18 protein-coding genes are annotated in these 19,601 nt (G+C 55.8%); 10 read left to right on the top strand and 8 right to left on the bottom strand.

The annotated features are described in order from the left end of the window. Positions 1-60: 60 nt before the first annotated feature. On the bottom strand, positions 61-2,196 hold the full coding sequence (locus E1297_RS37955; RefSeq protein ID WP_155147426.1) for a malate synthase G: 2,136 nt from the start codon (positions 2,194-2,196) through the stop codon (positions 61-63). 217 nt (positions 2,197-2,413) lie between these two features. Between E1297_RS37955 and pepN the strand changes: the two genes are divergently transcribed. The 3 genes from pepN (at position 2,414) to E1297_RS37940 (ending at position 6,815) form a co-directional block, all read left to right on the top strand. After that, positions 2,414-4,966 (top strand): aminopeptidase N, encoded by a 2,553-nt coding sequence (pepN, locus tag E1297_RS37950; RefSeq protein WP_155147425.1) that lies wholly within the window; start codon positions 2,414-2,416, stop codon positions 4,964-4,966. A gap of 30 nt (positions 4,967-4,996) precedes the next feature. Next, positions 4,997-5,425, top strand: coding sequence for a hypothetical protein (locus tag E1297_RS37945; RefSeq protein ID WP_155147423.1), 429 nt, complete (start codon positions 4,997-4,999; stop codon positions 5,423-5,425). A gap of 130 nt (positions 5,426-5,555) precedes the next feature. Beyond that, positions 5,556-6,815, top strand: a complete 1,260-nt coding sequence (locus E1297_RS37940) for a hypothetical protein (RefSeq protein ID WP_155147421.1) — start codon at positions 5,556-5,558, stop codon at positions 6,813-6,815. Here E1297_RS37940 and E1297_RS37935 read toward each other — a convergent pair. Next, a complete protein-coding gene (locus E1297_RS37935; RefSeq protein ID WP_155147418.1) occupies positions 6,802-7,683 on the bottom strand; it encodes an NAD-dependent epimerase/dehydratase family protein in 882 nt (293 codons plus the stop codon). The genes E1297_RS37940 and E1297_RS37935 overlap by 14 nt on opposite strands. Positions 7,684-7,833: 150 nt before the next feature. On the opposite strand from E1297_RS37935, the gene gatB reads away from it, so the two are divergent. The 3 genes from gatB to E1297_RS37920 all read left to right on the top strand — a co-directional run bounded on the left by gatB (position 7,834) and on the right by E1297_RS37920 (position 11,293). Further along, positions 7,834-9,387, top strand: coding sequence for an Asp-tRNA(Asn)/Glu-tRNA(Gln) amidotransferase subunit GatB (gene gatB / locus E1297_RS37930; RefSeq protein WP_155147416.1), 1,554 nt, complete (start codon positions 7,834-7,836; stop codon positions 9,385-9,387). A 148-nt stretch (positions 9,388-9,535) separates the two neighbouring features. Beyond that, positions 9,536-10,792: a peptidase T gene (gene pepT / locus E1297_RS37925; RefSeq protein ID WP_155147414.1), complete on the top strand. Its 1,257-nt coding sequence runs from the start codon at positions 9,536-9,538 to the stop codon at positions 10,790-10,792. Between the two features lie 81 nt (positions 10,793-10,873). Next, entirely contained in the window at positions 10,874-11,293 is a 420-nt protein-coding gene (locus E1297_RS37920; RefSeq protein WP_155147412.1) for a DUF4177 domain-containing protein, read from the top strand. An 83-nt stretch (positions 11,294-11,376) separates the two neighbouring features. Here the strand turns inward: E1297_RS37920 and E1297_RS37915 are convergent, their stop codons facing one another. The 3 genes from E1297_RS37915 to E1297_RS37905 are packed head-to-tail and all read right to left on the bottom strand — an operon-like array spanning position 11,377 to position 13,213. Then, positions 11,377-12,084: a hypothetical protein gene (locus E1297_RS37915; protein ID WP_155147410.1), complete on the bottom strand. Its 708-nt coding sequence runs from the start codon at positions 12,082-12,084 to the stop codon at positions 11,377-11,379. Beyond that, entirely contained in the window at positions 12,084-12,959 is an 876-nt protein-coding gene (locus E1297_RS37910; RefSeq protein ID WP_155147408.1) for a hypothetical protein, read from the bottom strand. Before E1297_RS37910 ends, E1297_RS37915 begins: the two co-directional genes overlap by 1 nt. Beyond that, the gene (locus E1297_RS37905) at positions 12,959-13,213 is read right to left on the bottom strand and encodes a BolA family transcriptional regulator (RefSeq protein WP_155147405.1); all 255 of its coding nucleotides are present in this window, start codon (positions 13,211-13,213) and stop codon (positions 12,959-12,961) included. Before E1297_RS37905 ends, E1297_RS37910 begins: the two co-directional genes overlap by 1 nt. Positions 13,214-13,320: 107 nt before the next feature. Here E1297_RS37905 and E1297_RS37900 point away from each other — a divergent pair, with 107 nt between their 5' ends. After that, positions 13,321-13,947: a J domain-containing protein gene (locus E1297_RS37900; RefSeq protein WP_155147403.1), complete on the top strand. Its 627-nt coding sequence runs from the start codon at positions 13,321-13,323 to the stop codon at positions 13,945-13,947. A gap of 22 nt (positions 13,948-13,969) precedes the next feature. Here the strand turns inward: E1297_RS37900 and E1297_RS37895 are convergent, their stop codons facing one another. After that, entirely contained in the window at positions 13,970-14,614 is a 645-nt protein-coding gene (locus E1297_RS37895; RefSeq protein WP_155147401.1) for a cation transporter, read from the bottom strand. Between the two features lie 64 nt (positions 14,615-14,678). Here E1297_RS37895 and E1297_RS37890 point away from each other — a divergent pair, with 64 nt between their 5' ends. Further along, entirely contained in the window at positions 14,679-15,089 is a 411-nt protein-coding gene (locus tag E1297_RS37890) for a helix-turn-helix domain-containing protein (RefSeq protein WP_155147399.1), read from the top strand. A gap of 51 nt (positions 15,090-15,140) precedes the next feature. Here E1297_RS37890 and E1297_RS37885 read toward each other — a convergent pair whose 3' ends face one another. Further along, positions 15,141-16,238, bottom strand: coding sequence for a hypothetical protein (locus tag E1297_RS37885; protein WP_155147397.1), 1,098 nt, complete (start codon positions 16,236-16,238; stop codon positions 15,141-15,143). A gap of 329 nt (positions 16,239-16,567) precedes the next feature. Next, positions 16,568-17,560: a Hint domain-containing protein gene (locus E1297_RS37880; protein WP_155147395.1), complete on the bottom strand. Its 993-nt coding sequence runs from the start codon at positions 17,558-17,560 to the stop codon at positions 16,568-16,570. A gap of 296 nt (positions 17,561-17,856) precedes the next feature. Between E1297_RS37880 and E1297_RS37875 the strand changes: the two genes are divergently transcribed. Both E1297_RS37875 and cobS read left to right on the top strand, forming a co-directional pair. Next, entirely contained in the window at positions 17,857-18,462 is a 606-nt protein-coding gene (locus tag E1297_RS37875; RefSeq protein ID WP_155147393.1) for an isoprenylcysteine carboxylmethyltransferase family protein, read from the top strand. A gap of 148 nt (positions 18,463-18,610) precedes the next feature. Then, on the top strand, positions 18,611-19,597 hold the full coding sequence (cobS, locus tag E1297_RS37870) for a cobaltochelatase subunit CobS (protein WP_155147392.1): 987 nt from the start codon (positions 18,611-18,613) through the stop codon (positions 19,595-19,597). The last annotated feature ends 4 nt before the right edge of the window (positions 19,598-19,601 follow it).

The following is a 19,601-nucleotide window of genomic DNA, read 5'->3' as shown; positions in this document are numbered from 1 at the left end:
TCCTGCCCTCTTGGATGAAAGTTCTGTTGGTGCTGCGGGGAACAACCCCGCAGCCGGGATTTAAGCGCTGGCCGCTTTCAGTTCCAGACGGCGTGCATGAAGTACCGGCTCGGTGTAACCCGACGGCTGCACGCGACCTTTGAAGACCAGATCGCAGGCGGCCTGAAAAGCGATACCGTCAAAGTTCGGCGCCATCGGGTTGTAGGCCGGATCATCTTCGTTCTGACGATCCACTACGGCAGCCATCTTCTGCATCGCCGCCATCACCTGCGCTTCGTCAACGACGTCATGATGCAACCAGTTGGCCAGCGCCTGGCTTGAGATACGGCAGGTCGCGCGATCCTCCATCAGGCCGATATCGTTGATGTCCGGTACCTTTGAACATCCGACGCCCTGATCTACCCAACGCACGACATAACCCAGAATGCCCTGAGCATTGTTCTCGATCTCGCGGGTGATTTCCTCGTCGCTCAGATTGCGGCCATCCAAAAGCGGAATGGTCAACAGATCACCCAATGTCCCGCGAGCACCGCCTGCGGCGATCTCATCCTGCCGCGTCAGTACATTTACCTTGTGGTAGTGGGTCGCATGCAAGGTCGCCGCTGTGGGGGACGGAACCCAGGCACAGGTCGCCCCAGACATCGGATGCCCGATTTTCTGCTCAAGCATATCACCCATACGGTCGGGCATCGCCCACATGCCCTTGCCGATCTGAGCCTTGCCCTTCAGCCCGCAGGCAAGGCCGATATCCACATTGCGGTCTTCATAAGAAGCAATCCATGGCGTGTTCTTGATGTCCCCTTTGGGCAGCATCGGCCCCGCTTCCATCGAGGTGTGGATTTCATCGCCAGTCCGATCCAAAAAGCCGGTGTTGATGAAAGCTACACGCGATTTCGCGGCTCGGATGCATTCCCTGAGGTTCACCGAAGTCCGACGCTCTTCGTCCATGATACCCAGCTTTACAGTGTTGCGCGGCAAACCCAGAATGTCCTCGACCATGTCGAAGATCTGAACCGAGAACGCGACCTCTTCCGGGCCGTGCATCTTGGGTTTCACAACATAGACCGACCCGGCGACCGAGTTGCCACCTTCGCGCTGCAGGTCGTGCATTGCGATCAATGTGGTGCAGAGCGCATCCATCAGCCCTTCGCCGATCTCGTTGCCGTCGGCATCCAGAACCGCAGGGTTGGTCATAAGATGCCCAACATTACGCACCAGCATCAATGAACGCCCTTTCAGGGTATTCTGAGCTCCGTCAGCGGCGGTGAAGTCAAGATCGCCTGCCAGTTTACGGGTAAAGGTGTTTCTACCTTTGGTTACTTCCTCGGTCAGGTCGCCTTTCATCAGGCCCAGCCAGTTTCCGTAGGCGACAACCTTGTCGGCAGCATCAACACAAGCGACTGAATCTTCACAGTCCATGATCGTGGACAGCGCGGATTCCAGTCGTACATCCGCGATACCAGCAGGATCAGAGGCGCCGATATTGCTGAAGGCGTCAATCGTGATCTGGATGTGTAGTCCGTTGTTATTAAGCAGGACGAATTCGGGGGCAGCTGCCGAACCTCCAAAGCCAACAAACTTAGCGGGGTCTGCCAGTGCGGGTACCAGTGACCCGTCTACGACACTCAGACCGCCGACATCGGCCCAGGATCCGGAAGCAAGCGGTACGGCGTCATCCAGAAACGCTTTGGCCCATGCAATCACGCGCGCGCCACGTTCAGCATCGTAACCGCCACCCGATGGCAAATCGCCCATGGCGTCGGTTCCGTACAAGGCGTCATACAAGCTGCCCCAGCGGGCATTTGCAGCGTTCAGGGCAAAACGGGCATTGGTGATTGGCACAACCAACTGCGGACCCGGTGTGAGCGCGATTTCCGGATCTACACTCTCGGTTTCGATCTGGAATTCATCGCCTTCGTCTACGAGATATCCGATCTCACGCAGAAAAGACTGGTACTCTGCCGGATCAATGTTCTGCCCCTTGCGCGCTATGTGCCAGCCATCGACGCGGCCCTGAATGTCGGCGCGCTTGGCCAGCAACTCTCGGTTTTTGGGGCCAAGTTCGGAGACCATCTTTGCAAGGCCAGCCCAGAACACATCCGGAGCTACACCTGTTCCCGGCAGCGCCTGTTGCTCGATAAAATCGGCCAATATCTGATCAACCTGCAGCCCGTTCCGGGTTTCTCTGCCGCTCATATTCCGAATCTCCCGCAATTGTGTGCCGTTGTATGCGCACATCAGTTAGGGCGAAAGTTTCCGATAGGCAACTTGCGCCCTTACGTTTTGATTTTCAGACAGGATTGGAAACTGCTTCAAAAGCAGCAAGGCAATGCCGCACCCAAATCGCTCTGGTTGCAGCCACCGGACGAAGCTCATAACGTCGAGCCAGACATGAACCGATGCGAGGCCCCCGATGCGCGACGCCGCCCCCACCACGATCTATCTGAAAGATTACACGCCGTTCGGTTATTTGGTGGACAGCGTGCATCTGACATTCAACCTTGCTCAGCACGCAACCCGTGTCACCTCCCGCATCGCTTTCCGTCCCAATCCGGACGCAACCGATCGGACGTTTTTTCTGCATGGAGAAGAGCTGACGTTGATCCGGGCAGCCATCGACGGCGAGGTTATCTCTCCTGACATTTCCGACAAGGGCCTGACTGCTCAGGTTCCTGACGCCCCCTTTATCTGGGAGGCTGAAGTTGAAATTGATCCCGGCAACAACACAGCGCTCGAGGGGCTTTATATGTCCAACGGCATGTACTGCACTCAATGTGAAGCAGAGGGCTTTCGCAAGATTACATACTATCCGGATCGCCCCGATGTGATGTCCACCTTCACAGTCCGCATAAATGGCGATCTTCCGGTTCTGCTCTCCAACGGTAATCCAACCGGCAGCGGCGAAGGCTGGGCCGAGTGGACGGATCCCTGGCCCAAACCTGCATACCTGTTCGCCCTGGTTGCAGGGGAACTGGTTGCACATCCCGATAAATTCACAACGCGTTCCGGGCGCGACGTCGAACTGAACCTGTGGGTCCGCCCCGGTGATGAAGGCAAATGCGCCTTTGGAATGGAAGCGCTGAAACAGTCGATGAAGTGGGATGAGGATGTTTACAGTCGCGAATACGATCTTGACGTGTTCAACATCGTGGCAGTCGACGATTTCAACATGGGAGCGATGGAGAACAAAGGGTTGAATATCTTCAACTCCTCCGCCGTTCTGGCCAGTCCCGAAACCTCGACAGATACCAATTTCGAACGCATCGAAGCCATCATCGCGCATGAGTATTTCCACAACTGGACCGGTAACCGCATCACCTGCAGGGACTGGTTCCAACTATGCCTGAAAGAGGGCCTGACCGTCTTTCGCGACGCCCAGTTTACGTCAGACATGCGCTCTGAGCCGGTCAAACGCATTCATGACGTGATCGACCTGCGTGCCCGTCAGTTCCCCGAGGATAACGGCCCGCTGTCGCATCCCGTTCGCCCCGAGAGTTTTCAGGAAATCAACAACTTCTATACTTCGACGGTCTACGAAAAGGGTGCTGAGGTTATTGGCATGCTCAAGCGGCTGGTAGGTGATGACGCCTATGCCAAAGCGCTTGATCTGTATTTCGAACGCCATGACGGTCAGGCCTGCACCATCGAAGACTGGCTGCAGGTGTTCGAGGATACGACTGGTCGCGATCTGAGCCAGTTCAAACGCTGGTACAGCCAATCGGGCACCCCGCGCGTGAAAGTGGCCGAAGATTGGGCTGATGGAACCTACACCCTGACACTCAGCCAATCGACGAACCCGACGCCTGGACAATCGGAGAAGCTGCCGCAGGTAATCCCGGTCGCCGTCGGCCTGCTTGGAGCCAATGGTGACGAAGTCAGAGGTACCGAGGTTTTGGAACTGACGGAAGCAGAGCAGAGCTATAGTTTCACAGGCTTGGCTTCAAAACCTGTGGCTTCGATCCTGCGCGGCTTTTCGGCTCCGGTGATCCTGGAACATGACCACGGCAACGCCGAACGCGCGTTTCTGCTGGCGCAGGACACGGATCCATTCAACAGGTGGGAAGCCGGGCGTTCGCTTGCGCAGGACACGCTGCTGCGGATGATCACGGAAGATGCCGCGCCAAATGCCGATTATCTGGATGGGCTGTTAGCCGTTCTGCGCGACGGTGACCTCGACCCTGCCTATCGGGCGCTCATGTTGGGCTTGCCAACACAATCCGAACTGGCTGCAGCACTGCATGAGAGTGGCACTACACCAGACCCGTTGGCGATCTGGGCTTCCGTAGAAACGCTGCGCCAAGCGACGGCGCAACATGTGCAAGACCTACTGCCTCGTCTGCATAGCGAGGCGGTTATCGACGCCCCCTATGACCCCGGCGCAGCACAATCCGGCAAACGCGCATTGGGCGGTGCAGCTCTGGCGCTGACTTCACGATTGGATGGCGGAGCAAAAGCGGCCGAGGAATATGCCAAGGCCGATAACATGACGCTGCAGCTGACTGCGCTCTCCTGCCTGCTGCGCGCCCGTAAGGGTGAGGCTGAATTGGCAGCATTCTACGATCAGTGGCGACATGACCGTTTGGTCATGGACAAATGGTTTGCGCTACAGGTTTCAATGGCAGCGCCAGAGGCAACACCTCAAACCGCCCAATCGCTGACAGAACATGCCGATTTCAATTGGAAGAACCCAAACCGCTTCCGCGCACTGATGGGATCACTGGCCATGAACCACGCCGGCTTCCATCAGACCGATGGGGCTGCCTATCAATTGCTTGCAGATTGGTTGATCCGGCTGGATCCGGTGAACCCGCAAACAACTGCGCGCATGTGTTCGGCTTTCCAGACATGGAAACGCTACGATGCCGACCGTCAGGATCTGATGCGTCACCAGCTGACCCGCATTTCGGAAACTCCAAACCTGTCGCGGGATACGACAGAAATGGTCACACGGATATTGGGGGCGTAAGCCCCCTATGGTCTCGGCTGAACACAACAAATGACTCCGTTTACCTTCACTCGCCAGAACCGCTCGCCCAGAACCGTGGTGATCCTGATCTGCGTCTACGCGGCGCTCATCGGATTGGTGATCTTTTTCAATGCAGCACTTTGGCTGGTCGGATTGCTGGCGCTTGGCACGCTTCCAGCGGTCTGGGATCTCGTCCAGGACAGTAGCGCAGGCCTGAACCTGGATCAGCATAAGCTGAGTTGGCATTCAGGGCGAAGACAGGGCGATATCAGCTTGGATGAAATCGATTTTTTCCGCTTCGATACCCGTTGGGACTTTTCTGTAAGGGTATCTATGGTACTGAAAACTGGTAAACGCCTGCGCCTGCCGGATGAAGCCTTGCCCCCTCATCGGGACTTCGAACAGTTACTTCAGCAAGCTGGTTTCAAAGTTGAGCGGCATCATTTCACTGTATTTTGAAACGATCAGCCGCGAATCCCCAAGATTAACTCCAAACACGCAGATTTCCCCCCTAATGCCTTGAATTGGGCGCAAATTGCGGCCAGACTTCGAAGTCAGTTTACGAGTTTGTACAGTTTCGAGTTTCACCATGTTCTGGTCGTTCAGGGCAGCCGCTGCCCGTATATCAGGTTCCCGAAAGCAGATTGCGCCGGAAAGACGCGCGCAAAATGCTGTTGCCGCAGTAACCCTTACGGATACGGGGCAGCTCAATATTCCTGTGGCACAATTAGGTCCAAGTGACCTTATCGGTCGTGATGTAATCGAACGCGGGCGCTATCTGGCCCGTCAGGATCTGTGGACACAATTGTCCGCCGAGATGTACGCAGCGGATGCTGCAAGAGAGGCAGCCCCCGGCGGCCTTCCGATTGCTGATCTGCTGGCCTTTGGCGCACGCTCTGATGTTGTACTTGCCGCCGAACACGCTTTGACAGATGGCAAAGCGATATCGGACTATGATCTGCTGGGCGGCATCGCGGAACTTGAGAACGAACTGCGCGAGCATCCTGACGACCCGATGATAGGACTTGTGGTTGCTCTGGCTCACGTCGACTTGGCCTGGGCATGGCGGGGAACTGCATGGGAGACTACGCTGCCTCCGCTGCATCGGTCACGCTGCGCGGCGCATTTTGACCGTGCTGCCGCAATTCTTCCGAATTGCCGTCGTGCCGCGCCTAACAGCCCGGCAGTTGCAGCCGCCGATTGCGCCCTTCTTGCAGGTCAACGCAAAGCTCAGGCACGTGTTGCTGATCAATACGAGAAACTGATCGCGCTCGACCCGCGCAATCATCGCCACATGCGGGCGATGGGCAGTCATTTGCTGCCGCGCTGGTTTGGCAGCTATCAGGAGCTGGAACTGCAGGCTTTGCGCAACGCGGCGCAAACGCAGGACATCTGGGGTGCTGGTGGATACACTTGGGTGCAATTCGATGCCATCGCTCTGGACGAAGAGGCCTGCGCGCGCGTGGATGTCGAATACTTCATTGAAGGCCTGCGCGACATCGTTCAACGGCAATCTGATCAGCAAACAATCAACCTTCTGGCCGCCTATTGCGCAATCACGCTGCAAAACGGGCTTGGACTGGATGAACGGGCAGATCTGGCCCGAACTCAGATCGGTGAGGCTGCCGACTGGCTGATCCGTGATCATCTGACAGAGTTGCATCCGCTCATTTGGGCCCACGCTGCGGACGGGTTCAACAACAGCGTCCGCATCAATTCGCCCGAGCGTTTTGCAGCACGCGGACAGCGCGATGCCCTGCGCGCCATCAGCAACCTGCTGCGTGATGAGCTGGGTAGCGGCAAGAGCGTGACGTTCACGCCAAACGGGTTGCAGTTCACGCACCAATAATTGGTGCGAGGGCCTTTCTGAAATCATCGTAACGCGGCGTCCAACCAAGATCTTTTAACCGGCGCCCTGAAACCCGTTGGCTGAGCATCGGCCCCTCTGAGGAGCCGTATTTCGCAAGCGCTTCCGACCGTGGAACAACATGCGTCCGGTATGGAACCTCACGTCGGGTCGACAAGGCGAGCACGATGTCTTTTACCGCAACCCCTACCTCGGTCACTGCATTGAAATGCCCCGACAGATCGCGGTTTTCGCAAAGCAGAACATAGGCCATCGCCAAATCTTCTACATGAACAAGTGGCCAGAGCGTTTCAGCGCTCCCCCAGATTTCAACCGGTTGCCTGTGCTGAATTTGCGCGTCGAAACGATGGAACATTCCTCGGGCGTTGCTGTCATAAACCAGACCCGGATGCAAAACCGCCAAGTCCATCCAATCATCAGCTGCGAGCACATTTGCTGTTTCCAGCATCCACGAAAACTCGGGAATTGGTGAAAAGGCGCTGGTTTCATCGACAACGTCACCGCCCGTATCCCCATAAAGCCAGACACCGCCGGTATAGATGCAACGCGTAGCTTGCCCCCGCCGCTTTGCCGCCCGTCGCAACGCCTCCATCGCCAGAAAATCAACCTGTGCCATTTCTTCATCGAACGTGGCTGCAATCTGCAAAACAACATCCGATGCAATCGCCCGATCAGCCCAGCCCTCTGGTTGCCGCAAATCTCCACGACAAACCTGTGCTCCCACTTGCTGCAATTTTGCACAAGATGCAGAGGACCGGCACAAACCGGTCACACTGTGCCCACGTGCCAGAAGTTGCGCGGTGACCTGCGAACCAATCAATCCGGTTGCACCCAATACAAATATGTTCATCTGGTTCTCCGAGGGTTTGAATGACTGTGGCCTTCGGTTCTGGCGTCTCAAGTATGGTTGAGATCAAGCACAAAGATTCATTCCCCCTTGCCCCCTAGCGCGCACGGGCATAATACGCAGGCCTAGACTTCTGCGGATAAGAGGCGCGCCATGCTCGACCTGACCTATGAAATGCCCAAACCCAAGACCATTGCCGGTGCCAAGCACGACTGGGAGCTGGTGATCGGGATGGAGGTGCATGCGCAGGTCTCATCCAATGCCAAGCTGTTCTCGGGCGCATCGACCCAATTCGGGGCCGAGCCGAACTCGAACGTGGCCTTCGTGGACGCCGCGATGCCGGGAATGCTGCCGGTGATCAACGAATACTGCGTTGAGCAGGCGGTACGAACCGGTCTGGGCCTGAAGGCAAACATCAATCTGAAATCGGCCTTTGACCGTAAGAACTATTTCTACCCTGACCTGCCGCAGGGATATCAGATTTCCCAGCTTTATCATCCGATTGTGGGTGAAGGCGAAGTGCTGGTCGAGATGGGTGACGGAACCGCACGTATGGTGCGCATCGAACGCATCCACATGGAGCAGGACGCCGGTAAATCGATCCACGACATGGATCCGCATATGTCCTTCGTCGACCTGAACCGGACTGGCGTCTGCCTGATGGAGATCGTGTCGCGCCCCGATATCCGTGGCCCAGAAGAAGCCGCAGCCTATATCGCCAAGCTGCGTCAGATCATGCGTTATCTGGGCACCTGCGACGGCAACATGCAGAACGGCAACCTGCGGGCGGATGTGAACGTCTCGATCTGCTTGCCGGGCGCGTACGAGAAGTATCAAGAAACGCAGGACTTTTCGCATCTGGGTACCCGCTGCGAAATCAAGAATATGAACTCGATGCGCTTTATCCAGCAGGCGATCGAAGTCGAAGCGCGCCGCCAGATCGCCATCGTCGAAGCTGGTGGAAAAGTCGATCAGGAAACCCGCCTGTACGATCCGGACAAAGGTGAAACCCGTTCGATGCGGTCCAAGGAAGAGGCGCATGACTATCGCTACTTCCCCGACCCCGACCTGCTGCCGCTTGAGATTGAACAGGCATGGGTAGATGACATCGCCGCCAAGTTACCCGAGCTGCCCGACGATAAAAAAGCTCGCTTTATCAGCGAGTTCGGACTGACTGACTATGACGCGTCGGTGTTGACCGCCGAAGTGGAAGCTGCAGATTATTTTGAACAAGTCGTCGAAGAGGTTGGTTCTTTCGATACCAAATCCCTAAAAGATATCCCTGCAGTTCCACAGAAATCTGCGGCGAATTGGGTTGTCAATGTTCTATTTGCTGCCCTCAAGAAAGACGATCTGGATATTTCGCAATCACGAATATCCCCCAAGCAACTTGCATCACAACTCAAACTGGAATGGTCGGGCGATATCTCGGGCAAGATCGCAAAAGATCTGTTCGAAATCGTTTGGACCGAAGGCGGCGACCCGGCGCAGATCGTCGAAGAACGCGGCATGAAACAGGTGACCGATACCGGTGCCATCGAAGCGGCGTTGGATGAGATCATTGCCGCCAATCCGGCGCAGGTCGAGAAGGCCAAGGTGAACCCGAAACTGGCAGGCTGGTTCGTGGGTCAGGTCATGAAGGCGACCGGCGGCAAGGCAAACCCGAAGGCCGTTAACCAATTGGTCAGCGCCAAGCTGGGTCAGTAAATCTTGTATTTTGTACAAACCGGGCGACAGGATTTGTTCGGTTTGTACAATTCTGATTTCCCATTTCTTAACGTTTCAAGGGGCTTGCCATGTGCTTGACTCCCCTTTGAATTGCGCTCTTTCTTCCGGATCAGAGAGGTAAGGTTTCATGCAGAAAAGATTTGATCAGGAACTCGAAGATCGCTTGGTTCGCTACGCGTCCATCGACAGCCAGAGCGATGAGAATTCGCCAACTACACCCAGCACGGAAATTCAGCTCAACATGCTGAACCTGCTCAAGCAGGAACTGACCGAAATCGGCGCACAGGATGTTGAGCTGACCGGAGACAGCGTCGTTGTGGCCACCATCCCCGGTACAGTTCCGGGACCGACCGTGGGTTTTCTCGCCCATGTCGATACTGCACCGCAGTTCAATGCGACGGGTGTCAAACCGCGGGTGATCAAAGGTTACAATGGTGGAGACATCAGCTTTCCCGATGACCCGGAACTGGTTCTGTCGCCTGAAGAGCATCCCTATCTGGCCGAGAAAATCGGACATGACCTGATCACCGCCTCGGGTACCACACTGCTGGGTGCTGATGACAAGGCGGGTGTTTCGATCCTGATGACGATGACCCGGCATCTGCTCGAAAACAAGGACATCCCGCACGGGCCGATCCGCATTGCCTTTACCCCGGATGAAGAGATCGGGCGCGGTGTTACCGAACAATTGCCCAAGGATCTGGGTGCTGATTTCGCATACACTCTGGACGGTCAGGAAGTCGGCGAAATCGAATATGAGAGCTTTTCGGCCGACCGTGCCGTGATCCGGATCGAGGGCGTCTCGATCCATCCCGGGCTGGCGAAGGGCAAAATGGTCAACGCAGCCCATCTGGCGGCTAAGATCGTCCAAACCCTTCCGCAGGCCACCATGACCCCCGAGGTCACTGACGGGCGCGAGGGCTTCATCCATATCACCGACATGAATGGCGGTTCCTCTGAGATGGAAATCAAGCTGATCCTGCGCGATTTCGAAATGGAAGCGCTGGAGGCGCAGGGCGATCTGGTCCGGCAGGTCTGTGCCACCGTTCAGGCCACAGAGCCGCGTGCGGTGATCACCTGTGAGATTTACCATCAGTACCGCAACATGCGCTATTGGCTGGAAAAAGACATGACCCCGGTCGATCTGGCGCGCAATTCTTGCCGTGAACTGGGGATCGAGCCGCTTTCCGTACCGATCCGCGGCGGTACCGATGGCTCCCGACTGACCGAATTCGGTACGCCCTGCCCTAACCTGTTCACCGGCATGCAGTGCATTCACGGGCCTCTGGAATGGGTATCGGTGCAGGACATGGCCCTGGCCACCGAGCTGTGCCTGTCCGTCGTGCAAAAGGCTGCGGGGACTGACGGCAACAGTGCAGGCTGAATTCTGCCGTCCGGCCATGCTCTCTTTTACCCGGCGGCCAACGTGATAAGTTGGCCGTGACAGGCATTTTAGGAACTATTGATGCAGCGCTACGAATACAAAGTTGTCCCCGCCCCGCAGAAAGGCACCAAAGCCAAGGGCGTGAAGACACCCGAAGGACGATTTGCCAATTCGATCGAACAATTGCTGAATCAGATGGGCAAGGACGGCTGGGAATATCAACGCGCCGAATTGCTGCCGAGCGAAGAGCGGACGGGTCTGACCGGGTCGGCAACGAACTGGCGCAATGTTCTGGTGTTCCGCCGGGCTGTTGAGACCGACATCGATGCCGCATCAGTGGCGACCCCCGCTGCAGAGGATGAGGCGCCATTGGCGCAGCCGATTCCCGGGCCGGAAGAGGTCAAGGCACCCGCCCCGATTGCCGAAGAGGCAAAAGATCCGCCTTTGTCACTGAAAGGTGCCGAAGAAGAGACCGATCAGGCCGAGAAAAGCAAAGAGTGAAGATAGCCGGAACGAGTGTTCGGTTCCGACCCCGCGGCAGCTAAACGCCCTTGAGCGCTTTCAGTCAGGCTGTAACTGTCTGCTTAACCTGAATTATCCTCTGACAATACCACTATTTTGAAGCGCCAGATTGTCAACTCTATCCAATCTTTTTTATGGTGGTCAGATACCAGAAGGAGCCAGTCGCTGTTGATTCCCAAAGAGAGGACACCAATTACCTCGTCTTCGGGAAGCCCTGCGGGCAGATCGAAACCAGCAGGTTTTCCGCGGCTATACCATTTTTGAATATCAGGTATACCCGCGATTTGCGCACGGTACCACATCCTTGCAGGGGTATACTGTTCAAATGGATCGCTGAGAGCGAATTTAGTTGGCGTCATAACGGCAAATCCAAGATCACCTGACAGAGTTAGATACCCTGACCGAACCAGAAAATGCCTGCGGAAAACACATCCCTCAACTTCAAGTAAAGCCGATAGATTAGCATCTTCAGCATTGCGATCCTTTGCCATTTTGGTGGAGAGGAGGTGCTCAGAGCTCCTGGTCTTGGTCGAAAGAGTTCCATGTTCCCGAAGGTTGATTTCTTCTAAAATTCGTACGGGTCTGAACCGCTCTGGGCAGGGCTTGCTGCCAATTTCCAGCTGCATCGGTTGCAAATGCGCGAAGACCAGTTGTTCTTGCTCAAATTGCATCTCCCAAGCGCGTGCGGAGACACTGTTGCTGGATATAAAGACGAACATGCCAGACACCAATAAAACACAGAACAGATGCCAGAAAGCGCGAAGTAGCATTATGGAGTTGCCCCGATTATTGGAAATGTAATGTCGCTGGATAGTTTCAAATCAGCCAAGACTACACCTTTGCCCTGCTTCAATTCAAATGGCAGATCTTTGAGGCGCAAAGTCAAATCCAACACTCCGACAGCCTCAGAAGCCCCCTCATCAATATCTGTTTGGCTTGGTCGATACTCGTTCGAGTTATAGCTCAACGACAGAGCCTGATTGACGTCCGGACCCAGCACATCTTTGTAACGAATGACTAAGTTTCCGATTTCACCTTCAAGCTTGTAAGTAAGCCCTACGAATTCGGGGTAGCCATTGTAGTCGCAAAAGAAAATTGTGGTCAAAATTTCGACACTGGACGTCGTCACTAGCTGATCAATAGAGTAGTTTCTCGCAACGAACCGCGCACCTGTTTCTTCGCCTTTGTCACCTTGTCCGATCTGACCACCACGTCGCACAGTAACCCGCTTTGTGGCCCTTTCCGCCTGAAAGAGCTTTGTCAACCCGGACCGGGTTGGATGCAATCGATAGCGCATGTCTACCTTGACTGGCCGTTCCGGCTGCTCGCAAGTATACGCCTCACCCGGGTCGACCGGTTTCATTTGTGAAGAAACAGACCCTGTCCAGACCAGTAACTGGGGCTTTGCAGAATCGGCGAGAAGCGTCGAACAACATGTACAAGCCGCAAATAGGCCGCCTAACACACGTTTCATTGATTGAGCGTTCATATTCCTAATGAGATAAAAGCTATTGTATTCAAAACAATAGCCTCGCTGTTGAAGTTTGTCGATCTGCCACCGTGCGACCCTGACCTTCAACCGAGTGGAGCTGTTTTCTTGGCGCAGGCGATTTTCGCTGAGTGAAATCGGTCCAGGCAGATACACTAAACTCCGATATCCAGCGCCAGTGCGTGGATGCGCGGGACGATATCACCCAGCGCTTTGTGCACAGCGCGGTGGCGGGCAACGCGGGACTGGCCTTCGAAGGCTGAGGCGCGGATGCGGACGTTGAAGTGGCTCTCGCCCCCGTCCTGATATCCGGCATGGCCCCGGTGGCTCTCGCTGTCGTCGATCACTTCCAGCTCGCGTGGATCAAAGGCTGCCTGCAGGCGGTCGCGGATTTCGTCAGTCACGCTCATTTTTACGCTCAACGGCAAAATAAATGCCGCTCCCCTCTTCTACTTTCGGCTGCTTAGATTAAACTGCTGCCTCCGAGTCGAAAAGATGCGTTCGTGAGGATGAGCACATGGTGAAGTCAGACCCCTTCGGATTCGATATGTCCGTTTCCAGCGCTAAGAAAAAGAACCCGCGCGGGCGCCGGGGCATGTCAGGTGCGTCGGAAACTTCGGTCCGAATCTGTGATCATGAAGGTTGCAATGAACCGGGCAAGTTCCGCGCGCCCAAAGCGCCGGACGTTCTGGATGATTTCTACTGGTTCTGTCAGCAGCACGTGCGCGAATATAACCAGAAGTGGAATTTCTTCGACGGCACCACCGAGGCCGAGCTGAACGCGCAGCGGTCCAAGGACAAGGTATGGGAGCGGGAGACCAAACCCATGGGTGATCCCGAGGCCCGCGCATGGGCCAGACTGGGCATCGAGGATCCGCATCAGGTTCTGGGCGCAAACAGCACCCAGAACAAGGGCCGCACCTCTGGCGGCGGCGGTCGTCGCCTGCCTCCCACCGAACGCCGTGCAATCGAGATTCTGGAAGCCAACGACAGCTGGACCAAGGCAGAGGTGCGCAAGGCCTACAAGAAGCTGATCAAGGTGTTGCACCCGGACATGAACGGCGGCGACCGTTCGCAGGAAGAGCAGTTGCAAGAGGTCGTCTGGGCCTGGGACCAGATCAAGGACAGCCGGAACTTTAAATAAGTCAGCATGGCCCCTTCCCGTTTTAAGGTGTGGTTGGGGCCTGCGTTTCTTTGTTTGAGTGTTTCAGTTCGCCCAGTGCCTGCCGGATAACAGTGTCTGCACCTTGCAGGGCAAGCAGAGCCATAACACCAGCAACTAAGATATCAGGCCAGCCCGTGCCTGTGCCGAACACGCCCAGAGCCGCAGCGAGGACAGCGCAATTGGCGACCACGTCATTGCGTGAGCAGATCCAAACCGAGCGCATGTTGGAATCGCCGTCGCGCCACGTAAAAAGCAGCGCCAGACAGGCGGCGTTTGCGATCAGGGCTACCATTCCGACAACGCTCATTGTTCCCCATGATGGCACGGTTCCGTTCAGGGAATGCCAAATGACGCTACCAATGACCCACAATCCGAACAGCCCCATTGAGGCGCCCTTGATCAGCGCCGCGCTGGCGCGCCAACGCAGGGACATGCCCAGAACGAACAGGCTGATGCCGTAGTTGGCAGCATCAGCAAAGAAATCCAGCGCATCCGCCTGCAAAGCGGCCGAACCGGCAGCGAGGCCGGCAATGATTTCAACCAGAAACATGGTCGCGTTAATCACCAACACGATCCAGAGAACGGTGCGGTACTTACCCGCAGCCACCGCGCCCGAGGCGCAGGTATCATGTGAACAGCAAGGCAAATTGAGGTCCTTTAATCAGGGTTCACATGAGGTATAGTGTCTATAGCAACTATAGGGTCAAGCAATGAAAACCGAGGCCTTCAGAATTGGTGATCTGGCCCGTGACACGGGCACCAAGGTCGTCACCATCCGTTACTATGAGAAGATCGGCTTGCTGCAGAACTCTGGCCGCAGCGAAGGGAACTACCGGATTTATGGTGCCGCAGAACTGAACCGCTTACGCTTTATCCGGCGTTGCCGGGCGCTGGGGTTCTCGCTGGATCAGATCCGGGAATTGGCCGATCTGGCCGAGGATACTGAACGCTCGTGCGCTGAAGTCGATGCGTTGACAGAAAGGCATCTGCGGGACATTCAGACCAAGATCGCGGATCTGCAGGCACTGGAAGAAGAACTACAGAGCATTTCCAGCCAATGTCAGGGAAGCGGCACGATTTCCAGTTGTCGTATCGTTGAGGCGATCAGTCCGGCGGCGTGACTGATGCGCTATACTTCAACAGGATCAGCGCCTAAAGAGGCGCAATCCCTGTCAGTCACTTGTTGCGAGTTCCAGAATACTGAGCAGGTTATTGGCGCCTTCAACCAAAGTCAGTCCCGCATCTGCCTTTTCCATCGCGGTCAGGCTTGACCACGTACGACCGGTGTATTCGCCTTTGAGCAGCACGGCATCCGCTTCACCCGTCTCGACATCCATGGTCATGCTGAGATCTTCGGTTTCCATCTGAAGTGCGGCAGAGCCGTGCGTCAGCTGTTTGAGCGCTTCGGTTCTTTCTCGTTGAAGCTCGGCTATACGTTGTTGCCTTTCGGCTTCGTTCAGCTCACGCGCATCGTTCATTTCGTTGCGCCATGCCCTCATCGCGGCAAGCACTGCGCCGCCCGCGGTGAGCGGCAACAGAGGTGGGCACAGAACCCCGACGATTACCCCCAAACCAACGCCAGCGCCTACACCATGCTCCAGAGCGCGACCACTCGCCTTCAATCGCATCGAAATCGGCTTTGAGATGTTGTCGGACAGTGTTCCGGACAGTGATTTCTGAAAATTTACGGCCAGTTTGGGAACAGAGGCCGCGCGCGACACGGTGTCGGACACCCCCTCTTGCAGATTCCCCACAATACCGGGAACGGCGGTCGCCCCTGACTTGGCACCGTCCCAAACGCTCTCGGAAACCGAAGCAATACTGTCGAAGGCACGCGTGAATCTCGAAGCCTTCTGAAAGGGTTTCGCAGGTTGTGGCGCATATTCAGCCAGCACCTCGATTTCGACTTTGGCATCCGTCAGATTTGCCTGCTCAATACGCTGCCGCGCGTCCTTGGCCAGCGAAGCCGCGCGATTTACCGAAGCCAGAACCTGATGCACCTCATCTTCGGTGACCGACGACATCTGATCAATCTCGTCAAGCATCGACATGACCGCGATGAAGCTTGGCACATGAATAAGGTGGAACGCCCGGTTCATGCGCCACGATTCGGGATCATTGCGCAACGTATCAGCGACGAAATCCAGATCTTCCGACAATGTGCCCACGGCCCTTTTGAAGTCACGGCTGGATGAAACACGTGCTGTGACAAGCCCGATCAACGTGTCCAGATTCTCCAGTCTTTCAGGATTGGTAACAGTCTTATTCAATTGCGTTTGGTCCTTGAAATCACTTCGAACAAACAAGTCATATCGGCTGATATCGTGATATTCGAGCGGATAATCTATACCCGACGATTTCGGCGCATGTGAGAGCAGCGTCACCTCATGGTCGGACTGACGCCAGAGTGCCTCAACTTGTTAAAAAGCCTTGTTACCGCCTGTCACATGGGTCGCAGACAGGGCCCATATCTGAACTGTACTGGATTGGCCCAAATGGAACGCGATATGGAGCATCCGATTTCGCCGATACATACGACTGCTCTTTTGGTCGCCCTAACCTCGGTTCTTTCCTGCTGAGCTATTAAGGAAATCGGATCTCAAACACAGCGTTCTGCCGCTGAAGTTTCTGAGACCAACACTCTGGCCTCGTACGATCTGAGCGCCCGGCGCGCGAGAGACGGGAAACCCTGCTGCAGACTGTCCAGCTTTGATCCGAATATCTCACCCAGTTCCTGCAGGCCCTCGGAGCTCATGACAACAAGCGCCTCATCACCAAGATACAGGCTTTCTGACGGTGCGCCCTCGGCGAACAGTATTTCATGATCATCCAGCAAAACATGAACATATGTCACGCCGTCTTGCGGCTTAATCATGCGTATCCCAGGCAGCCCAACCAGATGACAAGCTGCGACCAGCGTTTCCGTTTCCCCGAACAACAGCTCGACAAGGGGACCGTTCACCAGCATACGATGCTGTGGTGATACGCGCAGGGTTCGGGACGGTAAGTTTGGACCCAAAGCTCCTTTCGCGATCTCGACCGGGCACAACTTCGGATTCTCCGCCAAGCGCTCCGGGCCGAGATGGGCGGATTCCACCCATCGGATCGGTTGCGCCCCCCGATCCATCGTCAGCACGAGGTCGTCCGGTTCGAGCCGCTCGACAGGTACAGGGCCTATTGGTGTATCGATCAACGTTCCAGATGCGAAACAGACAACCTCGATCTGAATTGTGATTGTTTGAAATGCTTCGCCTCCAATAAGATTGCCGCCTGGATTGAGCGCAACCCCTACGCCCCGAACAACAAAGGTATCGGTTACGATATCTCCGGGATCGAGACTATCGTAGTAAGCGGGGTCAACTTCATAGGTCCATTCGCCCGTGAAGGGGTTAATCGATGCTGTACCAAAATCCGGAGGATCCGATATTTCCCAGAATGTTCCGATTGGCGTCCAGTTTTGATTTGGAACACCGATGGTACCGTCGAGATCTCCGGTCGCAGGCAGTGGGGGGTCGCCGGTTACCGTCCCCGTTGTATCACCTGATATCGTGAGGATCACCGCGTCAAACGGATCAATAGGAGTCGAAACCATGACCAATACCCAACATTACCAGCACCAAGTTTGGGCCGCCGGAAACAACAGCGTCAGATCGAAGGCATATGTGCCACCGCCATAAAACCCAAAAGATTAATCTATTTGAATTTATGATATAGAATTTTGGGCTAATTGACAAATTTGCGCGCATTGTCCGGCGCATACCCGACTGGCTTCAGGTCATCGCCGTGGTCGTCCTCAACTTGTTACAAAGCCTTGTTACGGCCTGTCACATGGGTCGCAGACAAGGCCCATATCCGAACTATACGTGACTGGTCCAAATGGAACGCGATATGGAACATCTGATTTCTTCGGTACATACGACTGCTCTTTTGGTTGCCCTTTGCTCGGCCGTTTTGCTGAGCGGATATCTAGCCCTCAATCTGCGTCTGCCTCGCCTTGGGCTTTGGCCCAGCGCCAGCGGATGGCGGCACCATACGGCCTTTGGTCTGTTCAGGCTGTTTTGCGGTGCAACCGTTGTGTTCGCGCTAAGCGAGGTCTGGATGAACGGCTGGGGTCATTGGATACGCTATGTGATCGGAGTTCCGATCATGGTGCTGTCCTTTGGGATCACCCTGTGGGGCTATCGATTTCTGGGGCTCGACAACACCTACTGCGAAAGCGAAGGACTGGTGACCGGCGGTATGTACGCCTATTCGCGCAATCCCCAATACGTGACCTCGGTCCTGGCCACGGTTGGTTTAGGGATTGCCAGCGGGTCGTGGGTTACCCTGGCGTTGGCGCTGATCCTTTTTGTGATCTATTTCCTGTTCGTGCTGAACGAAGAGCGTTGGTTGCTGCAGGGCTATGGCCGCGCGTTTCAGGATTATATGCGTTCGACCCCACGATTTGTTGATGAGCGCAGTCTGGTTCGGGTGCGCGAAGCCATTCTTGAATGACCAATATCGCATGACGATAAGGCCAGTTTGAAAGAAACACCCTGCTAGGCCAATGCGTGCGCCGCTTTCCCTTGCCCTTGTCCGCAATATGTTGCACCACACACGGGTTCATACCCGGTGAACGGGCCAAAGGATAAGGACAAGGCATATGGCTGACGGATCGATTGATATCAACGCAAAACCCACCGAAGAAATCTCGGTCCGTGAAGTGTTCGGTATTGATACCGACATGGCAATCAAAGGCTTTGCCGAGCGCAGCGACCGCGTGCCTGCAATTGACCCGACCTACAAGTTCGACCCTGAAACCACACTGGCGATTCTGGCGGGCTTTTCGCACAATCGCCGCGTGATGATTCAAGGTTATCACGGCACAGGTAAATCGACCCATATCGAACAGGTCGCTGCCCGCCTGAACTGGCCTGCCGTACGCGTGAACCTCGACAGCCACATCAGCCGGATCGACCTGATCGGTAAAGATGCGATCAAGCTGCGCGACGGCAAGCAGGTCACCGAATTCCACGAAGGCATCCTGCCCTGGGCGCTGCGCAACCCCGTTGCCATCGTGTTCGACGAATACGACGCGGGCCGTGCGGACGTGATGTTCGTTATCCAGCGCGTGTTGGAGCATGACGGCAAGCTTACCCTGCTGGATCAGAACGAGATCATCACGCCGAACCCAAACTTCCGCCTGTTCGCCACCGCGAACACCGTTGGTCTGGGCGACACAACTGGCCTGTACCACGGCACGCAGCAGATCAACCAGGCGCAGATGGACCGCTGGTCGCTGGTTTCGACCCTGAACTACCTGAGCCATGATGCGGAAACGATGATCGTTCTGTCGAAGGCGCCGCTTTATAACACCGCCGAGGGCCGCAAGACCGTTAGCCAGATGGTTACCGTTGCCGACCTGACCCGGACCGCCTTCATGAACGGTGACCTGAGCACCGTTATGAGCCCGCGGACCGTGATCAACTGGGCCCAGAACGCCGAGATTTTCCGCGATGTAGGCTATGCCTTCCGCCTGTCCTTCCTGAACAAGTGTGATGAGCTGGAGCGTCAGACCGTGGCCGAGTTCTATCAGCGCTGCTTTGACGAAGAATTGCCGGAAAGCGCGGCGAGTGTCAGCTTGGGATAATGTC

The sequence above is a fragment of the Roseibium sp. RKSG952 genome, assembly GCF_009711355.1.
The sequence above is the reverse complement of the archived record's forward strand: the minus strand, read 5'-3'. Positions and strand labels throughout refer to the sequence as shown.